Annotated in this window: 19 protein-coding genes; 14 read left to right on the forward strand and 5 right to left on the reverse strand. The window is 65.6% G+C overall.

The genetic code is table 11. From position 1 onward, the window contains the following. Nucleotides 1-97: 97 nt before the first annotated feature. From FGL95_RS05905 to FGL95_RS05915, 3 genes are read right to left on the reverse strand one after another with little or no spacing between them, the layout of a single operon-like run. Complete coding sequence (locus FGL95_RS05905) at nucleotides 98-1081, reverse strand: aldo/keto reductase (RefSeq protein ID WP_169585315.1); 984 nt, start codon at nucleotides 1079-1081, stop codon at nucleotides 98-100. Beyond that, nucleotides 1078-1908, reverse strand: coding sequence for a formate dehydrogenase accessory sulfurtransferase FdhD (fdhD, locus tag FGL95_RS05910; RefSeq protein WP_169585316.1), 831 nt, complete (start codon nucleotides 1906-1908; stop codon nucleotides 1078-1080). Before fdhD ends, FGL95_RS05905 begins: the two co-directional genes overlap by 4 nt. Next, on the reverse strand, nucleotides 1908-4199 hold the full coding sequence (locus tag FGL95_RS05915) for an FdhF/YdeP family oxidoreductase (protein ID WP_169585317.1): 2292 nt from the start codon (nucleotides 4197-4199) through the stop codon (nucleotides 1908-1910). The genes fdhD and FGL95_RS05915 overlap by 1 nt, the downstream gene beginning before the upstream one ends. A gap of 91 nt (nucleotides 4200-4290) precedes the next feature. Here FGL95_RS05915 and FGL95_RS05920 point away from each other — a divergent pair, with 91 nt between their 5' ends. Genes FGL95_RS05920 through FGL95_RS05930 form a run of 3 tightly spaced genes read left to right on the forward strand, consistent with a single transcriptional unit; the run spans nucleotide 4291 to nucleotide 6613 of the window. Beyond that, on the forward strand, nucleotides 4291-5256 hold the full coding sequence (locus tag FGL95_RS05920) for an NAD-dependent epimerase/dehydratase family protein (RefSeq protein WP_169585318.1): 966 nt from the start codon (nucleotides 4291-4293) through the stop codon (nucleotides 5254-5256). Then, nucleotides 5253-6008, forward strand: a complete 756-nt coding sequence (locus FGL95_RS05925; protein ID WP_206071581.1) for a nuclear transport factor 2 family protein — start codon at nucleotides 5253-5255, stop codon at nucleotides 6006-6008. The genes FGL95_RS05920 and FGL95_RS05925 overlap by 4 nt, the downstream gene beginning before the upstream one ends. A 5-nt stretch (nucleotides 6009-6013) precedes the next feature. Next, a complete protein-coding gene (locus FGL95_RS05930) occupies nucleotides 6014-6613 on the forward strand; it encodes a GNAT family N-acetyltransferase (protein WP_169585319.1) in 600 nt (199 codons plus the stop codon). On the opposite strand, the gene FGL95_RS05935 is transcribed toward FGL95_RS05930, so the two are convergent. Then, a complete protein-coding gene (locus FGL95_RS05935) occupies nucleotides 6579-8114 on the reverse strand; it encodes a glycerol-3-phosphate dehydrogenase/oxidase (RefSeq protein ID WP_169585320.1) in 1536 nt (511 codons plus the stop codon). The two genes, FGL95_RS05930 and FGL95_RS05935, sit on opposite strands and share 35 nt — an antisense overlap. Then, complete coding sequence (locus FGL95_RS05940) at nucleotides 8111-8722, reverse strand: TetR/AcrR family transcriptional regulator (RefSeq protein WP_420838023.1); 612 nt, start codon at nucleotides 8720-8722, stop codon at nucleotides 8111-8113. Before FGL95_RS05940 ends, FGL95_RS05935 begins: the two co-directional genes overlap by 4 nt. A gap of 53 nt (nucleotides 8723-8775) precedes the next feature. Here FGL95_RS05940 and FGL95_RS05945 point away from each other — a divergent pair, with 53 nt between their 5' ends. The 11 genes from FGL95_RS05945 (at nucleotide 8776) to proB (ending at nucleotide 23225) form a co-directional block, all read left to right on the forward strand. Further along, nucleotides 8776-10356: an FAD-binding oxidoreductase gene (locus FGL95_RS05945; RefSeq protein WP_206071621.1), complete on the forward strand. Its 1581-nt coding sequence runs from the start codon at nucleotides 8776-8778 to the stop codon at nucleotides 10354-10356. Then, a complete protein-coding gene (locus tag FGL95_RS05950; RefSeq protein ID WP_169585870.1) occupies nucleotides 10356-11228 on the forward strand; it encodes a diacylglycerol kinase in 873 nt (290 codons plus the stop codon). Before FGL95_RS05945 ends, FGL95_RS05950 begins: the two co-directional genes overlap by 1 nt. A gap of 69 nt (nucleotides 11229-11297) precedes the next feature. After that, on the forward strand, nucleotides 11298-13970 hold the full coding sequence (locus FGL95_RS05955; RefSeq protein WP_169585322.1) for a valine--tRNA ligase: 2673 nt from the start codon (nucleotides 11298-11300) through the stop codon (nucleotides 13968-13970). Next, nucleotides 13967-15400: a bifunctional tetrahydrofolate synthase/dihydrofolate synthase gene (gene folC, locus FGL95_RS05960; RefSeq protein WP_338079728.1), complete on the forward strand. Its 1434-nt coding sequence runs from the start codon at nucleotides 13967-13969 to the stop codon at nucleotides 15398-15400. The genes FGL95_RS05955 and folC overlap by 4 nt, the downstream gene beginning before the upstream one ends. 68 nt (nucleotides 15401-15468) lie before the next feature. After that, nucleotides 15469-15798: a DUF4233 domain-containing protein gene (locus FGL95_RS05965; protein ID WP_169585872.1), complete on the forward strand. Its 330-nt coding sequence runs from the start codon at nucleotides 15469-15471 to the stop codon at nucleotides 15796-15798. A gap of 18 nt (nucleotides 15799-15816) precedes the next feature. Then, a complete protein-coding gene (gene ndk / locus FGL95_RS05970; RefSeq protein WP_169585323.1) occupies nucleotides 15817-16239 on the forward strand; it encodes a nucleoside-diphosphate kinase in 423 nt (140 codons plus the stop codon). Between the two features lie 417 nt (nucleotides 16240-16656). After that, on the forward strand, nucleotides 16657-19770 hold the full coding sequence (locus FGL95_RS05975; RefSeq protein ID WP_420838024.1) for a translation initiation factor IF-2 N-terminal domain-containing protein: 3114 nt from the start codon (nucleotides 16657-16659) through the stop codon (nucleotides 19768-19770). Nucleotides 19771-19978: 208 nt separating this feature from the next. Further along, on the forward strand, nucleotides 19979-20290 hold the full coding sequence (rplU, locus tag FGL95_RS05980; RefSeq protein ID WP_169585324.1) for a 50S ribosomal protein L21: 312 nt from the start codon (nucleotides 19979-19981) through the stop codon (nucleotides 20288-20290). A 12-nt stretch (nucleotides 20291-20302) separates the two neighbouring features. Next, entirely contained in the window at nucleotides 20303-20566 is a 264-nt protein-coding gene (gene rpmA, locus FGL95_RS05985; RefSeq protein WP_169585325.1) for a 50S ribosomal protein L27, read from the forward strand. 83 nt (nucleotides 20567-20649) lie between these two features. After that, a complete protein-coding gene (obgE, locus tag FGL95_RS05990) occupies nucleotides 20650-22107 on the forward strand; it encodes a GTPase ObgE (RefSeq protein WP_169585326.1) in 1458 nt (485 codons plus the stop codon). After that, nucleotides 22107-23225 (forward strand): glutamate 5-kinase, encoded by a 1119-nt coding sequence (proB, locus tag FGL95_RS05995; protein WP_206071583.1) that lies wholly within the window; start codon nucleotides 22107-22109, stop codon nucleotides 23223-23225. The genes obgE and proB overlap by 1 nt, the downstream gene beginning before the upstream one ends. Nucleotides 23226-23260: the final 35 nt, after the last annotated feature.

Consider the following 23260-nt stretch of genomic DNA (forward strand, 5'->3'; position numbering starts at 1 on the left):
TGCTCCGAGTTTCATATCAGTAGTCGTTGTTACCTGATATGAAACACCGGAAGTATGACGGCGGTGTTAAATGAGCGTGAGAACGCAGTAAGCGTCGCTACTCGCGCCCGGCGGACACCCACTTCGCATCGGCTGATCGAGCACCCGTCACGGTCGCGGCAATCGAGTCGAGCGTCGCGACCTGAGCATCGTCGAGCGTGACGGCCGACGACGCGATGTTCTCGTCGATCCGCTCCCGCTTGCGGGTGCCAGGAATGGGGACGACGCCGAGGCCGAGTTCGGTGCCCTTCTGGCGCAGCCACGCGAGGCTGACCTGCGCTGGGGTGGCGCCGACCGCTTCGGCGACACCCTTGATCACCTCGACTGCTGCTTGGTTCGCATCGAGCGAACCGTCGGCGAATCGGGGAAAGTGACGTCGAATATCGTTGTCACCCAGGGCGTTCGAATCGATCGTGCCGGTGAGGAAGCCGCGGCCGAGTGGGGAGTACGGGACGAAACCGACGCCTAGCTCGGCGGCCGCAGGAACGACGTTGCGTTCGACATCGCGGCTCCAGATGCTCCATTCCGACTGCACGGCGGCGATCGGATGCACCGCAACGGCGCGGCGGAGTTCGTCGGCGGTCACCTCCGACAGTCCGAGGTGGATCACTTTGCCCGCCGCGACGAGTTCTGCCATCGCACCGACCGTTTCCTCGATCGGGGTGTTCGGGTCCAGGCGATGCAAGTAGTAGAGGTCGATGACGTCCGTGCCCAATCGCGCCAGACTCTCGTCGGCGCATTGCAGGACGTACTCCCGATCGCCGCGCGAGGAGCGTTGGCCTGCGGCAGGATTACCCGTGATGCCGAACTTCGTCGCGAGGGTTACCTCGTCGCGCCGATCGGCGAGGAGCTTGCCGACCAACTCCTCGTTGGAGCCGCCCCCGTACACATTCGCGGTGTCGATGAAGGTAATTCCCGCGTCGACCGCATGATGGAGCGTGGCCAGTGCGTCTGTGGGATCGACGGCGCCGTACACGGGAGTGAGAGCCATCCCGCCGAAGCCGAGCGGGCTTGTAGTCAGGTTGTCGCCAAGGATTGTCATGAAGCCTCCAACTTGATGCGATCGGCACGCGCGTACACATTCATGGTGTCTCCTCGAAGAAATCCGACGAGCGTCAGTCCCGCATCGGTGGCGAGGTCCACTGCGAGAGACGAGGGTGCCGAGACGGCGCCGAGCATCGGAATGCCTGCCATCACGGCTTTCTGGACGAGTTCGAAAGACGCTCTGCCACTGACGATGAGCACCAGGTCGGACGCCGGAATACGATTCTCAGACGCCGCCCAGCCGAGCACCTTGTCGACAGCATTGTGGCGCCCGACGTCTTCACGCAACACGAGCAATGCGCCGTCCGCGCTGAACAGTCCGGCTGCGTGCAGGCCGCCCGTCGTCTCGAAGGCACGTTGATTGCGCCGTAACGTAGCCGTCATTCCCGCTAGGGACGACGCGTCGACCGTCAGCTCGGCGGCACCGACGTCGAACGCCGAACGCTTCCGGACATCGGCCAGTGATTCCTTCCCGCATACTCCGCACGCCGCGGAAGCCAGGAAGTTGCGGGCTGCCAAGGCGATCGGTTGCGCGGATTCGGACAGCGTGACGTCGAGAACGTTGTACGTGTTCGCGCCATCGTTGTCGACGCCGTCGCAATATCGGATTTCGGCGACGTCTTCCCGGCTGGAAATGATGCCCTCGGTCAACAGGAAGCCGTGTACGAGATCGATGTCGTTACCCGGGGTGCGCATGGTGACGACGACGGAACTGCCGCCGATCCGGATCTCCATCGGTTCCTCGACTGCGAGTGTGTCGGGACGATTGATGATGCCGGACAACGTGATCCGCTGTACGGGTCGCCGCGCGGTGACACGTCCCATCAGGTCGCCCGTTCGAGCCGCACGACGATAGCTTTCGACACCGGCGTATTCGACTTCTCGGCAACGTGATCGAGCGGGATCAACGGATTCGTTTCTGGGTAGTACGCCGCCGCATTGCCTTTCGGGGTCGCGTACTCGACGATGCGGAATCCCTCGACGCGCCGCTCGCCGTCGTCCCACTCCGAGACGACATCGACGATGTCGCCGTCTGCGAAGCCCAGCTCTTCGATATCCGCGGGGTTGACGAACACGACCTTGCGGCCGCCTTTGACGCCGCGGTATCGGTCGTCGAGGCCGTAGATCGTCGTGTTGTACTGATCGTGGCTGCGCAGCGTCTGCAGAATCAGCCGTCCAGCGGGGGTGCTCACCCAGCTGAGCTCGTTGACCGCGAAGTTCGCTTTGCCCGAGGCCGTGTGGAATTCGCGGGAATCACGTGGTGGGTGGGGGAGCAGGAACCCGTTGCGGTCGCGGACTCGCTCGTTGTAATCGGTGCAGCCAGGGACCACGCGGGAGATCGAGTCGCGCACGCGGTCGTAGTCTGCTTCGAATTCTGCCCAGGGCACATTGTGGTCCGGACCGAACAACGCCTTCGCAAGTTGGCAGACGATGGCGACCTCGCTGCGTAGGTGGTCGCTCACCGGCTTGAGCCGACCGGTCGACAGGTGCACCATCGACATCGAATCCTCGACAGAAACGTGCTGTTTCGCGTTTCCCTGCAGGTCGAGGTCTGTGCGCCCGAGAGTCGGCAGAATCAGCGCGACCGTGCCGGGGACGACGTGGCTGCGGTTGAGCTTCGTCGAGATCTGCACGGTCAGTTCGCAACTGCGCAGGGCTGCCTCGGTCACGTCGGTATCCGGTGTTGCTGCTACGAAATTTCCGCCCATGGCGAAGAAGACCTTGGCCCTGCCGTCGCGCATTGCTCGGATCGAATCGACGGTGTCGAACCCGTGTGCGCGGGGACTTGTCATCCCGAACTCGAGATCGAGTGCTGCGAGAAACGATTCGGGCATGCGCTCGAAGATGCCCATGGTGCGGTCGCCTTGGACGTTCGAGTGGCCACGCACCGGGCAGACGCCTGCGCCGGGCTTGCCGATCATGCCGCGCAGTAGCAAGAGGTTCGTCGCCTCTTCGATCGTCGCGACGGCGTGACGGTGCTGCGTCAAACCCATTGCCCAGCAGAAGATCGTGCGCTCGGAGGTGATCAGCGCGCGGGCTGTATCGCCGAGTTGGGCACGCGTGAGCCCCGTTGCTTCGATGACCGTGTCGAGATCGACGGCGCGAAGGTGGGCGGCGTATTCGTCGAACCCGGCGCAATGGGCGTCGATGAAGTCGCGGTCGAGGACCGTTCCTGGCGCTGCATCCTCGGCCTCGAGCAGTAGTCGGCCGAGACCTTGGAACAGCGCCATGTCGCCGCCGATGCGGATCTGCAGGAATTCGTCGGCGATTGCGGTGCCATGGCCGACGACCCCGGACACGCGCTGCGGATCACGGAAACCGAGCAGACCGGCTTCTGGTAAGGGATTGACGGCAATGATCTTGGCGCCGTTGCGTTTCGCGGTCTCCAAGACCGACAGCATGCGAGGGTGATTCGTGCCCGGGTTCTGGCCTGCGACCACGATGAGGTCGGCCATTGCGACGTCGTCGATCGAGACCGATCCCTTGCCGATGCCGATCGAAGCGGTCAGCGCGCTGCCCGACGATTCATGGCACATGTTGGAGCAGTCGGGCAAGTTGTTGGTGCCGAAGCTACGGACCAGCAGTTGATACAGAAACGCGGCTTCGTTGCTGGTGCGTCCGGATGTGTAGAAGACCGCTTCGTCGGGTGAGGCGAGTCCGCGCAAGTGGTCGGCGATCAGCGCATAGGCGTCGTCCCACTCGATGGGCGTGTAGTGCGTGGCGCCCGGCCGCAGCACCATCGGATGCGTGAGCCGGCCTTGCTGGCCCAGCCAGTACCCGGACTTGGTCGCGAGTTCCTCGACCGAGTGCTCGGCGAAGAACTCGGGCGCAACCGTGCGGAGCGTCGCTTCTTCGGCGACGGCTTTCGCGCCGTTCTCGCAGAATTCGGCAGGCCGTCGATGTCCGGTCGGCTCCGGCCACGCGCAACCGGGGCAGTCGAAGCCGTCGTGCTGGTTGACCCGCGTGAGCGTGCGGGTGGTGCGCAAAACACCCATCTGCTCGAGTGATCGCCGCATCGACACCATGACCGCAGTTACGCCTGCGGCCTTCGTCTTCGCCGGGGTTACTTCGACCTGCTGCTCGTCGATGTCGTTGGCCGGTCCGCGTCGAGGCATAGCTCCATCCTGCACCTGCACGGTGACAGCGTGTGTGCGGGATTCCTCGAACAACCTAGAACATGTTCTAGTTTTGCCTTACGATGGCGGCATGACGGTGGCAGTGACAGGTGCAAGTGGGTTTCTCGGCGCGAACTTGGTGGCGTTGCTGGCGCAGCGAGGTGAGCCGGTCCGCGCGCTCGATGTCGTTGCGCCGAAACACCTTCCAGCTGGAGTTGAATTCCGGAAGGCTGACGTGCTCGACCGTGCGTCGGTCCGGGCGAACCTGGAAGGCGTCGACACCGTCTACCACCTCGTCGCCAAGATCACCTTGTCCGAGCACGACGAAATCGCGTGGCGCCTCAATACCGAGGGGGCGCGAAACGCGGCCGAGGCGGCGCTCGACGCAGGCGTCCGGCGATACGTGCACTGCAGTTCGATCCATGCTTTCGATCAGCTCCGCTGCAAGAACATCGACGAGACGAGCCCGCGCTCGGAGGATCCGGCTATCCCCGTCTACGACCGTTCGAAGTGGGAAGGCGAACGGCAGGTACAAGAGGTGGTCAAGGCCGGGCTCGACGCCGTCATCTGCAATCCGACCGGCGTGTTCGGCCCGGTCGACTACGGGCTCTCGCGAGTGAACGGCCTGATCCGCTCGTCGGCGAGGGGGAGACTGCCGGTGATGATCGCCGGCCGCTTCGACCTGGTCGACGTGCGCGACGTCGCCGCCGGATTGATCGCCGCCGCCGACCGCGGCCGGACCGGCGAGAACTACCTGTTGACCGGCGAGTTCTGCGACTTGATCGAGGTCTTCCGCGCAGCGGCGCGTGCGAACCGGCGTCGCGGACCGCGCGTCGTCGTTCCCCTGAGCATGGTCGGTAGGGCCGTGCCTGTCGCCGAGCGGATCGGCAAGCGGTTCGGATCCGATGTTATCAGTGCGGGCGCCCTCGCCGCGGTGACGGCGTGCCCAGAAGTCGACGGTTCGAAGGCAGTCGAGGAACTCGGCTATCGCTCGCGTCCGACCGAGGAAACCGTTGCCGACCTCGTCGAATTCTTCCGCGTTTCGGGCCGGCTGTGACGGCGGTGCTCGACGTCGTCAACCGGTCGCCCGCCGCAGTAGGCGCACACGATCGGCAAGGTTGGTTGGACCTGTTTGCGAGAAACCACATCGTCGAGGACCCGGTCGGGGGTACGCCGGTGGTCGGCGGACTGTACGACCGCCGCTCCGGCGGGCGCGGACCAGGCGGATTGGCGAGATTTTGGGACACCTACATCGCGCCGAGGACCGTGCGGTTCGAATACGAGGCTGCTGACATCGTCACGGGGCTCGACGTGGTTCGTGACGTGACCCTGCACATCAGCGACGACACAGGAGTGCAGATTCGGACACCGGCGCACTTGCTGTACCAGCTCACCGAAGACGAAGGCGCACTGAAGATCCGACGGCTGGCAGCGCATTGGGAAGTGACACCGACGGTCATCCAGACCCTCGGCATCGGGCGGGCGAAGGTCCGCTCGCTGTCGGCGACCAGCGTCAGACTGCTGAAACACCAAGGCTTGGGCGGTGCCATGGGTTTCGGGCGGGCCATGCGCAGTGTCGGCGAGGCGGGGAAGGCCGCCGCTCTCGACCTCGTGTCCGCCGCCGAGCGTGGCGACGACCGCGCGCTACGCCTGCTCGGCGGTTCGGTCGTGACAAACCCGTCGAAGCTGATCGCTGCGGGCGACACCGTGTCGATGACGTGCACCGTCGAGGGAGCACATGCTGTTGCCTTGTTCTACCTGGACCGGCGAACCAACAGCGTCGTCGAAGCTGATGTTTATGTAGCGTGATTCGCATGGCGAACGTTCGCGCGGCACAACGGAACGACATTCACGACGTGGCGAAAGCCCTGGCGTTGGCGTTTCAAGACGATCCCGTGATGACCTGGATGTTTCCGGACGACACCATGCGGTCGACGCGACTGCCGCGCCTGTTCGCGGCGCTTGCGCGTTATCAGTATCTGGCGAATTCGGAGGTCGCGACAGCCGACGACGGGTCCATCGTGGGCGCAACACTGTGGGCCCCGCCGGACGGCTGGCAACAATCTCCGCTGGACGAACTACGGCAACTTCCCGCGCTGGTCTGGGCCTTCGGCCGCCGGCTGGGCGTGGGAAAGGAGATGTCGGACCTGATGAAGACCCACCACCCGGCGGAACCGCATTGGTATCTCTCGGTGATCGGCACGCAGCCCTCGATTCGCGGCGGCGGGTACGGCCGCAGCCTCATGCAATCGCAGCTGGACCGCTGCGACGCCGACCATGCGCCTGCCTATCTCGAGTCGAGCAAGGCCGAAAACGTGCCGTACTACGAGCGATTCGGGTTCGAGGTGACGGGCGAGGTCGTCGTACCTGGCGGCGGTCCTACCCTGTGGCCGATGTGGCGGAATCCGCGTTAGCGATCGCGGCCTGCGCCGCAGGTAGTGCGCGTTCGCGGTCGGCAGCGACGAGACCGATTCGTGTGCGACGGTCCAGTAGGTCGTCGACGGTCATTGCGCCTTCGTGGCTGACCGCGAAGGCGAATTCGGCTGCGGTGGTGTCGAGTCCGGCGGCGACCAGTTCGTCGCTGCCTGCGGCGGCGACGGTCGGTGCCTCGGTGCCGTAACGCTCGATCAGTCGCTGCGGTGCATGGACAGCGTCGCGCTCGGCAGCGTCCCCGGCGCCGACCAGGGGGAGTTGTTTGGTCCGGCAGGGTCCGGCCTGCAGGTTTCCGTCGAGCACTGCCGCGTCGACGGCGTCTTCGGCCATCTTCCGGTAGGTGGTCAACTTCCCACCGACAACGGTGATCAGTCCGTTCGCCGCCCGCAGCACAGCGTGGTTGCGGGACAGGTCCGCGGTACTGCCGTCGCCGGTATCGAGCAGCGGCCGCAGCCCGGCGTAGGTGCCGAGGATGTCGTTGCGAGTCAACGGCTCTCGCAGGACAGTGTTGATCGTGGCGAGCAGAAAGTCGATCTCTTCATCGGTCGCGGTCGGCACATCGGGGATCGGGCCGGGCGCGCTTTCATCGGTGAGACCGAGGTAAACGCGACCGTGCGCTGCGGGGAACGCGAACACGAATCGGCCGGTCTCGCCGGGGACCGGCACGGTCAGCGAGGCGCTGAGCCCGCCGAATGCTGTGGAGGAGAACACCAAATGCGTTCCGCGGCTTGGGCGCAGCGTGATCGATGGGTCGATATCACCGGCCCACACTCCGGTGGCGTTGACGACGGTCTTTGCTCGCACCAGCAGCTCGGACCCGGTGAGCGTGTCACGCAGCGTCGCCGACTGACCGGTGACGTCGGTAGCCTCGACCCTGGTGAGGATCTTCGCACCGTGTGCGGCTGCGGTGCGTGCGATGGCCACGACAAATCGTGCGTCATCTACCAATTGCCCATCCCAGGCGACGATTCCGCCTTTCAGGCCTTCGCGACGCAAAGTCGGCGCGGAACGCAATGCTTCGGCTGCTTTCACTTTGCGCGACCGTGGCAGGAGTGCAGGCGGCGTGCCCGCCCCGCGGCGCAACAGGTCGCCCGCGACGAAACCGGCTCGCACCAAGTACTTTTCGACAAACCCGACTGCTGGTAGCAACGGAACGAGTTGGGGGAGTGGGCGGACCAGGTGCGGTGCGGTGTAGCGGATGAGAATCCCACGCTCGACGGCGCTTTCGTGTGCGATGCCGACCTTTCCGCTCGCCAGGTAGCGCAGACCGCCGTGGACGAGTTTGGAGCTCCATCGGCTGGTGCCGAAGGCGAGGTCGTGCTTTTCGGCGAGGACGGTCCGTAGTCCGCGCGACGCGGCGTCCAGCGCGATGCCGACGCCGGTGACTCCGCCACCGATGACGAGCAGATCGATGGGGTCACCGTCGGCGAGTGCGGCGAGTTCTCGTGTGCGGCGGGCTGCATTGAGGGCCGAGTCGGTCATTTCGTGTCTCCTGAAATCGGACGAAGGTAGCCGTCGATGGCGATGGCAAGTTCGGTGTCTAGAGCGGCGCCGGGAAGTGCGTCGGCGACGATCTGCGCGGATTGGACGGCCGATTGCACGATGAGCAACAGCATCGTGGCGAGTTGGACTGGATCGCCCGCCCGGATCGAGCCATCCGCCTGACCAGCTGCGATGTACGCCGTGAAGACGGCGACGAGTTCGTGTTGGCTACGGCCGAGTCGGTCGACGATGTAGGTGAGCAGTAAGTCGGTGTCGGTCCGGAAGATCTTCTGGAACAAGGGATTGTTTCGTACTGCGGCGGCGCTCGCGACGATCGTCCGCACCACCTTGGTCCGTCCGTCGGCTCCTCGAATGTCCGCGTGCGCGACGGTTTCGCGCAGCTCACGAGTCAGGAGGTCGCCGATCAGTGCACGCGTATCCGGCCAGCGCCGGTAGACGGTCGGCCGGCTGACGCCCGCTCGTCGTGCGACCTCTACCAGTGTCGTTCGCTTGACCCCGAACTCCGCGACGCACTCGCGAGCGGCGTCGAGGATGACTTGATCGACGCTCGACCCCTCGACTTCCTCTGCGTTACTGGTTGACATCATGTGTCATACTGTAACTCATGAGCGAACAAACTGCTACCGAGCCGAATCCGCCCATGGTCTGGGACGCCTGGGGCGTCCTCGAAGGGCACAAGCCGCTGTCACCGGAAATACGCGCGCTGATCGGCGGCGCGTTCGGCATATCGGCCGAGACCGTCTCCCGACCTGGGGAAGACGCAGTGCGACTGCGCGATTCAGCGCTGACCGCCGACCAGTCCGCCGAACTTGCTGCAATCGTGGGCGAGGGCAACGTGTCGACCGACCATCACGACCGGCTGGTGCGCGCAGGTGGTAAGAGCACCTTCGACCTACTCCGTCGCCGCTCCGCAGACGTGCAGGACGCGCCGGACGCCGTCGTCACCCCTGTCGACCACGACGAGGTCCTTGCACTGTTGACGTACTGCTCCGACGCCCGCATTGCGGTCGTGCCGTTCGGCGGCGGCACCAGCGTGGTCGGCGGTGTGGATCCCGTTCGCGGCGCATTCGATGCGGTCATCGCACTCGATCTGAAGCGACTCGACCGACTGTCCGCGGTCGACGTCGTCAGCGGTACTGCCACGCTCGGTGCCGGGCTCACCGGTCCGCAAGCCGAGAAACTCCTTGGCGAACAAGGGCTTTCGCTGGGCCACTTCCCGCAGAGCTTCCAGTTCGCGAGCATCGGCGGATTCGCCGCCACCCGGTCGTCCGGGCAGGCGTCCGCCGGCTACGGGCGCTTCGACGACATGGTGCATCACCTGAAGGTCGCGACGCCGCGGGGCACGGTCGAACTCGGTCGGGCACCCGCATCGGCAGCCGGACCTGACCTGCGTGAACTGTTCGTCGGGTCCGAAGGCACGCTCGGCGTGATCACCGAGGTCACGCTTCGCGTGCATCCTGTCTCGACCAACACCGCGTACGAAGCGTGGTCGTTTCCCGACTTCACCACTGGCGCACAGGCTTTGCGTGCGCTGGTTCAGGTGGGCGCCGCACCGACGGTCCTGCGGCTGTCGGACGAGGCCGAGTCGGGCGTCAACCTCGCCATGGCCGACCGGATCGGCGGCGCGACCGCGACCGGCGGATGTCTCGCCATCACGACCTTCGAGGGCACCGAAGCGCACGTCGCCGCACGGTCGGCGGAGGCAGCGGCAATACTCGCGGCATCGGGCGGCACGTCGCTCGGCGCGGACCCTGCCGTCGCGTGGGAGCACGGTCGCTACAACGCGCCGTATCTGCGCGACTCCCTGCTCGATTCCGGTGTCTTGTGCGAGACGCTGGAAACCGCGACGACCTGGGCTAATCTCGCCAACTTGAAGGCCGCGGTGACCGGTGCGCTGACCGAGGCGCTCAGTGCGCAAGGCACCCCACCACTGGTCTTGTGCCACATTTCGCACACCTATCCGACCGGTGCGTCGCTGTACTTCACCATCATCTGCGCGCAAACCGCCGATCCGATGGCGCAATGGGGAGTCACCAAGACGGCGGCATGTGACGCGATCATCGCGGCCGGCGGCACCATTACGCACCACCACGCTGTCGGCGCCGATCACCGCAAATGGATGACCGACGAGATCGGCGACCTCGGCGTCGAAATCTTGCGCGCCGTCAAAGCCGTGGTCGATCCCGCAGGCATACTCAACCCTGGCAAGCTGCTGCCATGATCTCGTCGGTCGCTGTTCTCACCAACCCGATGTCCGGTCACGGCAAGGCGACCACGAACAGTGCGAAAGCGATTGCACGGTTCCGCGAGCGTGGCGTCGCCGTGACCGAACTCGCAGGCAAGTCCGCTGCCGAGTCGCTTGCGCTGGCCCGTGAATCCGTCGCGGCGGGTGTCGAAGCTTTGGTCGCTGCAGGTGGTGACGGATTGATTTCCGCGGTGCTGCAGGTGGCCGCGGGCACCGAGGTCCCCATCGGCATCATCCCCGGTGGTACCGGTAACGATCTTGCCCGCGAGTTCGGCATCCCCGTCGACGATCCGGCCGCCGCGGCCGACGTCATCATCGAGGGCAAGACGAAAGCCATCGACCTGGGCCGGGCAGGCGGGACCTACTTCGGCACTGTGCTGGCCAGCGGCTTCGATTCACGCGTCACGGACCGGGCGAATTCGATGAGCTGGCCCAAAGGTAAGTCGCGCTACAACATCGCGATGCTCGCCGAGTTGGCCACACTGCGGACCGTGCCGTACCGCATCGAACTCGACGACCAGGTCGTGGAGGTCGACGCGATCTTGGTCGCGGTGGGCAACACTCGGTCCTACGGCGGCGGCATGCTCGTCGTGCCGGGCGCACGCACCGACGACGGCATGCTCGACGTCACCGTTATCGGCGGTACCAGCAGGTTCAACCTCGTTCGCCTGATGCCGACCGTCTACAAAGGCACACACGTCGACATCGACAACGTCGATACTTATCGCTCTCGCACGGTCCGGCTGTCGGCTCCCGACACCACGGCCTACGCGGACGGTGAGCCGCTCGGTGCGCTGCCGATCGACATCGAAGCGGTCCGGGACGCGGTCCGGCTATTCATACCGTGAGTGATTTTCACCCCTGGGCGGGTAAGACGCGCGCACGGGTGGCGAAGCTGCAGCAACTAGAATCGCGGAGTGACCAGCGCAGCCCCCCAGAACCCGAACAGCCGAGCTGACTCCCTCCCGAAGTCGTGGAACCCCAGCGACGTCGAGGAGCAGATGTACGAGGGCTGGGTAGCGGCCGGTTACTTCGAAGCCGATGCTGCCAGCGACAAGCCGCCGTACACGATCGTGTTGCCGCCGCCGAACGTCACCGGCAGTCTGCATATGGGTCACGCGCTCAACCACACGTTGATGGACGCGTTGACGCGCCGCAAGCGCATGCAGGGCTACGAGGTCTTGTGGCAACCCGGCATGGACCATGCCGGAATCGCCACCCAGAACGTGGTCGAGAAGCAACTCGCCGTCGACGGAAAGACCAAGGAAGACTTCGGTCGTGAGTTGTTCGTCGACAAGGTGTGGGATTGGAAGCACGATTCCGGCGGCACCATCCAGGGGCAGATGCGCAGGCTCGGCGACGGCGTCGCGTGGAGCCGCGACCGCTTCACCATGGACGACGGACTTTCGCGCGCCGTGCAGACGATCTTCAAGCGCCTGTACGACGACGGCTTGATCTATCGCGCCGAGCGGCTGGTCAACTGGTCGCCCGAGCTGCGGACCGCGATCTCCGATATCGAGGTCAAGCACGAAGAGGTCGAGGGCGAGCTGGTATCGCTGCGGTACGGGTCGTTGAACGACGCCGAGCCGCACGTCATCGTCGCCACGACGCGTGTCGAGACGATGCTCGGTGATACCGCGGTCGCGGTGCATCCCGACGACGAGCGGTACAAGGCGCTCATCGGCACCACACTGTTCCACCCCATCACCGAGCGGCAGATCCCGATCATCGCCGACGACTACGTCGACCCTGAATTCGGTTCCGGCGCAGTGAAAATCACACCCGCGCACGACCCGAACGACTTCGAGATGGGTCTGCGGCACAACCTACCGATGCCGTCCATCATGGACGAGCGCGCCCGAATCGTCGGTACTGGAACCGAATTCGACGGTATGGACCGGTTCGAGGCGCGGGTGAAGGTCCGCGAGCGGCTGGCCCGTGAGGGGCGTGTCGTCGCCGAGAAGCGGCCCTACCTGCACAGCGTCGGGCACTCCGAGCGCAGTGGCGAGGCCATCGAGCCACGGCTGTCGTTGCAGTGGTTCGTCAAGGTCGAGTCGTTGTCGAAGGCCGCGGGCGACGCGGTCCGCAACGGCGACACGGTGATTCACCCACAGAGCCAGGAAACGGCGTGGTTCGGCTGGGTCGACAACATGCACGACTGGTGTATCTCCCGGCAGCTGTGGTGGGGGCACCGCATCCCGATCTGGTACGGACCGAACGGCGAGATCGTCTGTGTCGGACCGGACGAGACGCCCCCTGCCGGGTGGGAGCAGGATCCCGACGTTCTCGACACCTGGTTCTCGTCCGCGCTGTGGCCGTTCTCCACCTTGGGGTGGCCGGAGAAGACGCCGGAACTGCGAAAGTTCTACCCCACCAATGTGCTTTTCACCGGCTACGACATCATCTTCTTCTGGGTCGCGCGCATGATGATGTTCGGCCTCTACGTGGCGAACGACGACGCCATCACCGACGGAAAGTCCGGTCCGCAGGTTCCATTCAAAGATGTGTTCCTGCACGGCCTGATTCGGGACCAGTTCGGCAAGAAGATGTCGAAGTCCCGTGGCAACGGGATCGATCCGCTCGAGTGGATCGATCTGTACGGGGCCGACGCGGTCCGATTCACGTTGGCGCGCGGTGCGCAGCCGGGTGGTGACCTCTCCATCGGTGAGTCGCACGCGTCCGCGTCCAGGAACTTCATCACCAAGCTGTTCAACGCAGTGAAGTTCGCACTGATGAACGGCGCTGTCGCCGAAGAACTTCCGCCGCGTGAGGCGCTGACCGACACCGACCGCTGGATCCTCGATCGGCTGGAAGAGGTTCGCGGCGAAGTCGATTCGGCGTTCGACGCCTACGAATTCGGCAAGGCGTGCGAGGCGCTGTACCACTTCGCGTGGGACGAGGTCTGCGACTGGTACCTCGAACTCGCGAAGGTGCAGTTCGCCGACCCAGCACGGGCCGACAACACACGCATCGTGCTCGGAGCGGTCCTCGATGCGCTGCTTCGGCTGCTGCATCCGGTCATTCCGTTCGTCACCGAATCGCTCTGGCGCGCACTGACGTCGGGGGATTCGGTCGTGGTTGCCGAATGGCCCTCGACCGCCGGAGTTGCGACCGACGCGATTGCTGCCCAACGTATTTCGGATATGCAGCGACTCGTCACCGAGATCCGCCGCTTCCGCAGCGACCAGGGTCTCAAGGACAAGCAGAAGGTCGCCGCGCGACTGGTCGGCATCGACGACGCTGACCTGACGGGTCAACTGGACTCGATCAACACCCTGGCGCGTCTGAACGTGGCAGACGAAAACTTCGCCGCAACAGCGTCTTTGGAGATCAGGTTGACGACCGCCACGGTGACCGTCGAGCTGGACACCTCAGGGACGGTCGATGTCGAAGCCGAACGGCGACGGCTCGAAAAAGATCTCGCCGCGGCCGAGAAGGAATTGGTAGCCACGACGGCGAAACTCGGCAACGAGGCTTTCATCGCCAAGGCGCCGGAACCGGTCGTCGCGAAGATCCGCGCTCGCAAGCAGTTGGCCGAAGAAGAGGTCACGCGCATCGCTGCACGGCTCAACGACATGGCTCCGGCGTGACGACACCCGACGGAGATATCGGTAGCTCGGCAGGCGCGGCTCCCGGGGTCGTCGACCTGGCCGAACTGGCGCTGGTCGAAGCGGAACTCGACAAGCGTTGGCCCGAAACGAAAATCGAGCCGTCAACGGCCCGCATCGCGGCGTTGATGGACCTGCTCGCGTCGCCGCAGCGCAACTATCCGGTGATCCACGTTGCGGGCACCAACGGTAAGACGTCGGTGGCCCGCATGATCGACAGTCTGCTGCGCAGCCTGCACCGGCGCACCGGCCGCACGACGAGCCCACATCTGCAGATCGCGACCGAGCGGATCAGTATCGACGGGCTGCCGATTTCGCCCCGGACCTACGTCGATACCTACCGCGAACTGCTGCCCTATATCGAGATGGTCGATGCCGCCCAAACCGACGGACCGGCCATGAGCAAGTTCGAGGTGCTGACAGCGATGGCCTTTGCCGCGTTCGCCGAAGCTCCGGTGGATGTTGCCGTGGTCGAAGTGGGTCTCGGCGGACGCTGGGATGCGACGAACGTCGCCGACGGGCAGATCGCCGTCATCACGCCGATTTCGCTCGACCACACGGAGTACCTCGGTCCGGACCTCGAATCGATCGCCGGCGAGAAGGCCGGAATCATCAAGAAGGCCCCCGACCAGCTGGTTCCGGTCGACACGGTCGCGATCATCGCCGAGCAGGACCCGGTGGTGATGGACGTCTTGTTGCGCCGAGTCGTCGAAGCCGATGCGGCGGTCGCCCGCGAGGGTGCGGAGTTCAAGGTCGTCGGCCGGCGCATCGCCATCGGCGGCCAGGAACTTCAACTGCAGGGTCTGGGCGGCGTGTACGACGAGATCTTCCTGCCGCTTCATGGTGAGCATCAAGCCCGCAACGCCGTGCTGGCGTTGGCGGCGGTCGAGGCGTTCTTCGGCGCAGGCAAGGACCGGCAACTCGATATCGAGGCGATTCGCGCAGGGTTTGCTGAAGTCTCGTCGCCGGGCCGCCTGGAGCGCGTTCGTAGCGCTCCGACCGTATTCCTGGACGCCGCGCACAACCCCGCGGGTGCCAAAGCCCTCGCCGCCGCCCTGAGTGCGGAGTTCGATTTCCGCAAGCTGGTCGGTGTTGTCGCGGTGATGGCGGACAAGGACGTTGCAGGCATCCTCGAAGCGCTCGAGCCGGTATTCGACGAAATCGTCGTGACGTCGAACGGCTCGCCCCGCGGAATGGCAGCCGAGGATCTCGCCAACCTGGCTGTGCAGCGGTTCGGCGACGAACGCGTCGTCGTCGCGCACGAGCTGGCCGACGCTCTGGAAACCGCCATCGCCATCGCCGAAGACGTCGCAGATCCGGGGGAGGCGGTGTCCGGCGCGGGCGTCGTCGTCACCGGCTCGGTGGTGACGGCAGGCGCGGCCCGCACGCTGTTCGGAAAGGACCCGGCGTGACCGAGCAGTCGAGTACTAGTGATTTCAAGCCCCCCACGAAGGATCCGTGGAAGGCGCTGCGCGGCGTGATGGCCGGCGTGCTGATTCTCGAGGCGATCGTCGTTCTTCTCGGGTTGCCCGTCGTGTGGAAGCTCAGCGGCGGACTCACGTGGATATCGGGCGGCTACCTCGGCCTGCTCACCGTGCTGATGATTCTCGGTGCCGGGCTACAACGTCGGTCGTGGGCGCTCGCGTACAACCTCGCATTGCAGGTCGCGTTCATTGCGGCGTGGTTCGCCCATCCTGCAATCGGGTGGCTGGGCATCATCTTCGCCGGTGTGTGGGGCTACATTTTGTTCTTGCGACGCGACGTCAAGCTCCGTATTCAGCAGGGGCTGCTCCCCGGCCAGCGGGACTGAACCTCTAGGCTGACCGCCGTGACCGAGCGCACCCTGATCCTTATCAAGCCTGATGCCGTTTCCCGCGGATACATTGGCGAAATCCTTGGCCGCATCGAGCGGAAGGGACTGTCCATCGCCGCACTCGAGCTGAAGAACGTCTCCGACGAGCTCGCGAGCAGCCACTACGCAGAGCACGCCGAGCGCCCGTTCTTCGGTTCGCTCCTCGAATTCATCACCTCCGGCCCCGTCGTCGCCGCTGTGGTCGAAGGCCCGCGAGCCATCGCAGGCTTCCGCCAGCTGGCCGGCGGCACCGACCCGGTCGAGAAGGCCGCGCCGGGAACGATCCGCGGCGACCTCGCCTTGGAGACCCAGGAGAACATGGTGCACGGGTCGGACTCCGCCGAGTCCGCAGCGCGCGAAATCGCGCTTTGGTTCCCCGCGCTCGCAGCCGCCGACTAAGCCACGACAAGCCGTCCCGCGCCGCTGGCAAGCTACTGGTAGCGCGTGTGGGATACTGAGGGAGATTGCACCGCACAGGCTCGTCGCCGCTCTGCGGAGATGGGCCCGTGCGGTCGCAATCGGATGACACCACGGTTCGATGCCTTCATCGCTGCCACGGGTAGTTGGATAGCCCCTTCCACCCGCGTCGGCACGCTGGATGGTCAGCGCGCGAACCACGGAACACAGCCATCCAGCCAGGCACCGCGTGCCCAGCTAGCCCACACGGACCATTAGCCCAACGGACGATACCGAGTACGCGGAGCGAGACCATACAAACTCGCGCCCCACAGGGCGCGAGTACACAAGTAGCCCCCGCGTGGCCGCGTTCATTCCCGATTTCTGGGCAGACGCGCCCGGGGGTCCCGAGGAGACTACGTGGCCGATCAAGTGCCGCCGGAGACACCAGAAGAGCTGAATGAAGTCGATTCAGCACCATTGCAGGACGTCGACGTGGTCGGCGTTGCTGCTGATCCGGCGCCGCCTGTCGCGGGTTCGCCGGAAGAAGGGCAGCCCGAATTGCCCGATCGCATCAGGGTTCACGCCCTCGCCAAGCTGCTCGGCGTCAAGAGCAAGCAGATCCTTGCCGCACTGACCGAGATCGGCGCCGAAGCGCGTAGTCCGCAATCGAGTGTTGCGCGCGACGTTGCCGAGTCGGTCCGGGATTCGCTGGCTGCGGGTCCCACTGTCGAGCCCACGCCTGTGGCCGAGCCGACGCCTGTGCCCGAGCCGACGCCCGTGGCAGAGCCCGAGCCGGTCGTCGAGGCCGAGGTCGTGGCCGCCGAACCTGAGCCCGAACCCGAACCCGAACCTGCCGCCGAGCCGGAACCTGTCGCGGTGCAGCCCCAACTGTTCGCGAGCCCGGTCGTGTCGGAAGACACCGCACCGATCACGTTCGAGTCGGCTGGTGCAGTGGCGATGCCGTTGTTCCTGCAGCCGGACGCGGAAGCCATCGCCGAGGTCCGCCGCCGTCGCAAGGTCGAGCAGGCCCCGCCGACGCCGGAACCGGTTTCCGAGCCGGAGCCGGAGGCGAAAGCTGCTGAGACCACCGACGACGAGTCGACCGAGGCGAGTTCCGACGACGAGAGCGCTGACGGAACGCAGCCGAAGCGCAGGCGTAGGGGTCGCCGTGGGCGCGGTCGTGGGCGTGGCGAGCAAGCGGGTGGCGACGCCGAGGGCGACGACACCGACGACGCAGTCGAAACACCTGACACCGCCGAAGGCGCGGACGCCGATGCGGCCGATACCCAAGACGCCGATTCCGACGAGGGTGCCGACGACGCCGATTCCGACGGTGCCGATGATGAGAACGGCGCCGAGAATGCCGACGGAACGAATCGTCGGCGTCGCCGTCGTCGTCGTCGCAAGGTAACCGGCGACGGTCCGGGCGAGGCTCCGGCGTCCGAAGACGATCCGCCGAACACTGTCGTCCACGAGCGCGAGCCGCGGAACAAGCCGCGTGTGAAGGACGAAGTCCAAGGCATCAGCGGCTCGACGCGGCTGGAAGCCAAGCGGCAGCGCCGTCGTGATGGGCGAGACGCAGGCCGTCGCCGTCCGCCGATCCTGACCGAGTCCGAGTTCCTGGCCCGCCGCGAAGCCGTCGACCGGGTAATGGTCGTCCGCGACAAGCTGTTCACCGGAGATGGCACGCCGAACGCGCCCGTCACCCAGGTCGCCGTCTTGGAAGATGACGTTCTGGTCGAGCATTTCGTCACCAGCACGGGCTCCGGTTCGATGGTGGGCAACGTCTATCTCGGTCGCGTGCAGAACGTGCTGCCCAGCATGGAAGCCGCCTTCGTCGACATCGGCCGTGGCCGCAACGGTGTGCTCTACGCCGGTGAGGTCAACTGGGAGGCCGCAGGTCTCGGTGGCAATTCGCGCAAGATCGAGCAGGCACTCAACCCTGGCGATCAGGTGCTCGTGCAGATCAGCAAGGACCCGGTCGGGCACAAGGGTGCGCGACTGACGACGCAGATCAGCCTCGCCGGACGTTTCCTCGTGTACGTGCCGGGCGGAACGTCGACCGGCATCAGCCGCAAGCTGCCCGACACCGAGCGCAAGCGGTTGAAGGAGATCCTGCGCGACATCGTGCCGAACGATGCCGGCGTGATCATTCGCACCGCGTCGGAGGGCGTCAGCGCCGAAGAGCTCCAGCGTGACGTCGAACGCCTGCAGAACCAGTGGAAGCTGATCGACGAGCAGGCATCCGCGGCAGGCAAGGGCAACCCGCAGACGCTCTACGAAGAGCCCGACCTCCTGGTCAAGGTCATTCGCGATCTCTTCAACGAAGACTTCTCGAAGATCGTCATCGAGGGAGAGAAGGCCTGGAGCACGGTCGAGAACTACATTCGCACCGTCGCGCCGGACCTGCTGCCTCGCGTTCATCGCCACGATGCGGAATCGGGTCCTGACGTCTTCGAGACGTACCGGATCGACGAGCAACTCGCCAAGGCGCTGGACCGCAAGGTCTGGCTGCCGTCCGGCGGCACGCTGGTCATCGACCGCACCGAAGCGATGACCGTGGTCGACGTCAACACCGGAAAGTTCACCGGCGCAGGCGGAAACCTCGAAGAGACGGTGACGCGCAACAACCTCGAAGCTGCCGAGGAGATCGTGCGACAGATGCGCTTGCGCGACATCGGGGGCATGATCGTCGTCGACTTCATCGACATGGTGCTCGAGTCCAACCGCGATCTCGTGCTGCGCAGGCTGACCGAAGCGCTGGGGCGTGACCGAACTCGGCACCAGGTGTCGGAGGTGACGTCGCTCGGGTTGGTTCAGATGACTCGCAAGAAGCTCGGAACCGGTCTGATCGAGGCCTTTTCGACGCAGTGTGAGCATTGCCACGGGCGCGGTCTGCTCGTGCATTCCTACCCGGTGGAGCCGTCGTCGTCCGACGAAGGGTCCCGTGGGCCTGCGCGTGGCGAGACGACTCCGCGCAAGCGGCGCGGCCGCCAGACGCCGGCAGGTGCCGAGACGCCGGAGCCGACCCCGAACGGGCACACGCCCGAGGTCGACCCTGCAGTGCGTCGGGCGCATCCCGTCGCGCTCGCGATGGCGGCACATCACCACGAGCACGACCATGATCACGATCACGATCACGAGCACACCCACGAACCGGCCGCGGTCGTCGAGGCGGAGCCGTCTAGCACCTCAGCCGTCGAAGCGCCCGTCGCCGAGGTTGTCGCGCCGGTCACCGCACCCGAGCCAGAGCCGGTAGCGGCTGCACCAGAGCCAAAGGCAGAGCCTGAGCCCGTGCAAGATGCGGTCGCTCCGAAGAAGAGGGCAGTGGGGCGGCGGCGCGTGTCGCGTGCAACATCTGCGCCGGTAGGGGAGGCGAGCGCGGGCACCGTGATCGTCATTCCTGCGCACCAGGCAGATGCCGCACCGGCCGAGAAACCGGTCTATGTGCATCAGGAAATCTCGTTGCCACCGCGCGCTCCGCGGCGACGAGCCGTGTCCCGACCTGCAGGACCGCCAGTCGAGGAGTGACAAGGCTTGCGCCAGTTTGACCCTCGAGGCGCAAGTCCCGTAACCTTGACCAGTCGCTGCCGGCGATATCGGTTCGCCGCGCGCACGTGTGTGGCGCGAGCCGCCGCCGTCGCGTCCAGCGATATGAAACTAGACCAGTCGCGTGGCAACCGCTGCGCGAGCGAAGTTCGAACAAGCTCCACCTGAAGGAAAGAAGGGTAGCCGTCCGATGGCAACGTACGCGATCGTCAAGACCGGCGGTAAGCAGTACAAGGTCGCAGTCGGCGATCTTGTCAAGGTCGAGAAGATCGAGGGTGAGCCCGGCACGGCTGTCTCGCTCGACACGGTCCTCGTTGTCGATGGGTCCGAGCTGACCACCGACGCTGACAAGCTTGCCAAGGTCAAGGTCACCGGCGAGGTGGTCGAGCAGACCAAGGGTCCGAAGATCCGGATCCACAAGTTCAAGAACAAGACCGGCTACCACAAGCGCCAAGGGCACCGTCAGAAGTTGACGGTCCTCAAAGTCACCGGCATCAAGTAAAGGACTCTGGACATGGCACATAAGAAAGGTGCATCCAGCTCGCGCAACGGTCGCGACTCGAACGCACAGATGCTCGGTGTTAAGCGCTTCGGTGGACAAGCGGTCAACGCGGGCGAGATCCTGGTTCGCCAGCGCGGCACCCACTTCCACCCCGGCGTGAACGTCGGCCGTGGCGGCGACGACACGCTGTTCGCTCTGGCCGCAGGTGCGGTCGAGTTCGGGCAGAAGCGTGGACGCAAGACGGTCAACATCGTTCCGGCGGAGGCCCAGGCCTAACCGGAAGCACGAACGCCGACAGGGCGGGCCAGGGTCGAGCACCCGGGCCCGCCCTGTCGTTTTGCTAGAGAGAGGATCCATCCATGGCCCGATTCATCGATCGCGTTGTCCTGCACATCAGTGCGGGCAAAGGCGGAAACGGGTGCTCGTCCGTCCATCGCGAGAAGTTCAAACCGCTGGGCGGACCGGACGGTGGCGACGGCGGTCGTGGCGGTGACGTCATCCTCGAGGTCGATCCCAACGTGCACACATTGCTCGACTTCCACTTCCATCCCCATGCCAAGGCGACCAACGGTACGCAGGGGATGGGTAGCAACCGCGACGGATCCAACGGTGAAGACCTGGTTCTGAAGGTCCCCGACGGCACCATGGTGCTCGATTCCGACGGCCGCATTCTGGTGGACCTCGTCGGTGAGGGAACCCGCTACGAGGCTGCGCAAGGCGGCCGCGGCGGCCTCGGCAACGCGGCGCTGGCATCGCGCGCTCGCAAGGCGCCGGGATTCGCGTTGCTCGGTGAAGACGGTGTCGAGCGTGAGCTCGTGCTGGAACTCAAGTCCGTCGCCGACGTCGGGCTCGTCGGCTTTCCTTCCGCCGGCAAATCCTCACTCGTGTCCGTCCTTTCGGCCGCCAAGCCGAAGATCGCGGACTATCCCTTCACCACCCTCGCGCCCAATCTCGGTGTGGTCTCCAGTGGCGATACGACGTTCACCGTTGCCGACGTTCCCGGGTTGATCCCCGGCGCGAGCGAAGGCCGCGGACTGGGCTTGGACTTCCTGCGGCACCTCGAACGATGTGCAGTGCTCGCGCACGTCGTCGACTGTGCGACCTTGGAACCCGGACGCGACCCGATTTCCGACATCGATGCGCTCGAAGCCGAATTGGCGGCCTACAAGCCGGCGTTGTCGGCGGATTCGAGCCTGGGTGATCTCGCCGATCGCCCGCGGGTCGTCATTCTCAACAAGGTCGACGTACCTGAAGCTGCCGAGTTGGCCGAAATGGTCACCGCTGAGCTGCTGGAGCGCGGTTGGCCGGTCTTCGCCATCTCGGCGGTCAGCCGGGAAGGCCTGCGGCCCTTGACCTTCGCGCTTGCTCAGATGGTCGAGCAATACCGTCTGGCGCACCCGAAGGCGGTCGCGCGCCGGCCTGTCATTCGTCCGGTCGCGGCCGACGACACCGGGTTCAGCGTGGTGGCCGATCCCGAGATCGAAGGCGGATTCATCGTCAAGGGCACGCGGCCGGAGCGTTGGGTCAAGCAGACGCAGTTCGACAACGACGAAGCCGTCGGCTACCTCGCCGATCGCCTGGCGCGCTTGGGTGTCGAGGACGCGTTGATGAAGAAGGGTGCCCAGCCGGGCGCTGCCGTCACGATCGGCAAGGTGACCTTCGACTGGGAGCCGCAGACGCCCGCGGGTGTCGACCTCGTGCGGACCGGTCGCGGCACCGACGCTCGTATCGACCAGGTGGACCGCATCGGCGCCGACGAGCGCAAGCATGCCCGCCGAGTTCGCCGTGGTCTCGAAAGCTTGGAGTCGGAGGACTGATGACCGGGGTCGACGCGGTGAGCCCTGCGCGGCAAGCCATTTCGGCAGCGCGACGGGTAGTCGTCAAAATCGGTTCTTCGGCGCTGACAAGTCTGGAAGGTGGCATCGACCTCGCCCGGCTCGACAAGCTTGCCGAGGCGATCGAGGCCCGGATGGCCGCGGGCAGCGACGTCGTTGTGGTGTCGTCGGGTGCGATCGGCGCAGGGATGGCGCCGCTCGGATTGACGAGGCGCCCGCAAGATCTGGCGACCAAGCAGGCCGCGGCCAGCGTCGGGCAGTTGGCCTTGGCGCACGCCTGGGGGACCTCGTTCGCCCGTTTCGGCCGCACGGTCGGGCAGGTGCTGCTGAGCGCCGACGACTTCGCCCGCCGGGAACATCATCGCAATGCACAACGCACCCTCGACCGGCTTCGGTCGTTGGGTGCCGTGGCAGTCGTGAACGAAAACGACACTGTCGCAACGGAAGAGATCCGCTTCGGCGACAACGACCGGCTGGCAGCACTCGTCGCGCATCTGGTAGGGGCCGACGCGCTCATCCTGCTGTCGGACGTCGAGGGGCTGTTCGACGGCGACCCTCGAAAAGGTCCGGCGGCGCTCGTCCGGGAGGTTCGGAGCACGGCCGACCTCGACGGCGTGATCGTCGGCGCCGGGGGAGCGTTGGGCACAGGCGGCATGGCATCGAAGCTGTCGGCCGCGCGTCTGGCGGCCGACGCCGGCGTACCCGTCCTGCTCGCTGCCGCGACATCGGCAGCCGACGCGTTGGGCGAGGGGTTGGTGGGAACCGCCTTCGCTGCGCGGCCGATCAGGCTGTCCGCGCGCAAGTTCTGGGTGCGGCACGCGGCCGACGCGAGTGGGACCCTGCACCTCGATGCGGGCGCGGTCAGCGCGGTGGCGCAGCGCCGCAGATCGCTGCTCGCAGCGGGGATTACCAGCGTGACGGGCCGGTTCTACGGCGGTGACGTGGTGGCCATGGTCGGCCCTGACGGCGTGGTCGCGGCTCGTGGCGTCGTTGCCTACGACAGCACAGAACTGGAAGGGATGCTCGGTCGTTCGACGAGCGATCTGCCGTCCGAGCTCCAGCGCCCCGTCGTGCACGCGGACGATTTGGTAGCCGTTTAAGGTTCGTTGACCAAAATTTGGGGTGCTCCCCGCCG

It is taken from the genome of Antrihabitans stalactiti, assembly GCF_012932915.1.
GTDB classification, from domain to species: domain Bacteria; phylum Actinomycetota; class Actinomycetes; order Mycobacteriales; family Mycobacteriaceae; genus Antrihabitans; species Antrihabitans stalactiti.

What these genes read in the sequence shown, in the direction of transcription:
- FGL95_RS05965 (WP_169585872.1), top strand. Translation starts at nt 15,469, where the DNA reads ATGGCCGGCGTGCTGATTCTCGAGGCGATCGTCGTTCTTCTCGGGTTG.
- FGL95_RS05930 (WP_169585319.1), top strand. Translation starts at nt 6,014, where the DNA reads ATGGCGAACGTTCGCGCGGCACAACGGAACGACATTCACGACGTGGCG.
- FGL95_RS05905 (WP_169585315.1), bottom strand. Translation starts at nt 1,081, where the DNA reads ATGACAATCCTTGGCGACAACCTGACTACAAGCCCGCTCGGCTTCGGC.
- FGL95_RS05945 (WP_206071621.1), top strand. Translation starts at nt 8,776, where the DNA reads ATGGTCTGGGACGCCTGGGGCGTCCTCGAAGGGCACAAGCCGCTGTCA.
- rplU (WP_169585324.1), top strand. Translation starts at nt 19,979, where the DNA reads ATGGCAACGTACGCGATCGTCAAGACCGGCGGTAAGCAGTACAAGGTC.
- FGL95_RS05935 (WP_169585320.1), bottom strand. Translation starts at nt 8,114, where the DNA reads ATGACCGACTCGGCCCTCAATGCAGCCCGCCGCACACGAGAACTCGCC.
- rpmA (WP_169585325.1), top strand. Translation starts at nt 20,303, where the DNA reads ATGGCACATAAGAAAGGTGCATCCAGCTCGCGCAACGGTCGCGACTCG.
- proB (WP_206071583.1), top strand. Translation starts at nt 22,107, where the DNA reads ATGACCGGGGTCGACGCGGTGAGCCCTGCGCGGCAAGCCATTTCGGCA.
- FGL95_RS05940 (WP_420838023.1), bottom strand. Translation starts at nt 8,722, where the DNA reads ATGATGTCAACCAGTAACGCAGAGGAAGTCGAGGGGTCGAGCGTCGAT.
- FGL95_RS05920 (WP_169585318.1), top strand. Translation starts at nt 4,291, where the DNA reads ATGACGGTGGCAGTGACAGGTGCAAGTGGGTTTCTCGGCGCGAACTTG.
- FGL95_RS05915 (WP_169585317.1), bottom strand. Translation starts at nt 4,199, where the DNA reads ATGCCTCGACGCGGACCGGCCAACGACATCGACGAGCAGCAGGTCGAA.
- fdhD (WP_169585316.1), bottom strand. Translation starts at nt 1,908, where the DNA reads ATGGGACGTGTCACCGCGCGGCGACCCGTACAGCGGATCACGTTGTCC.
- obgE (WP_169585326.1), top strand. Translation starts at nt 20,650, where the DNA reads ATGGCCCGATTCATCGATCGCGTTGTCCTGCACATCAGTGCGGGCAAA.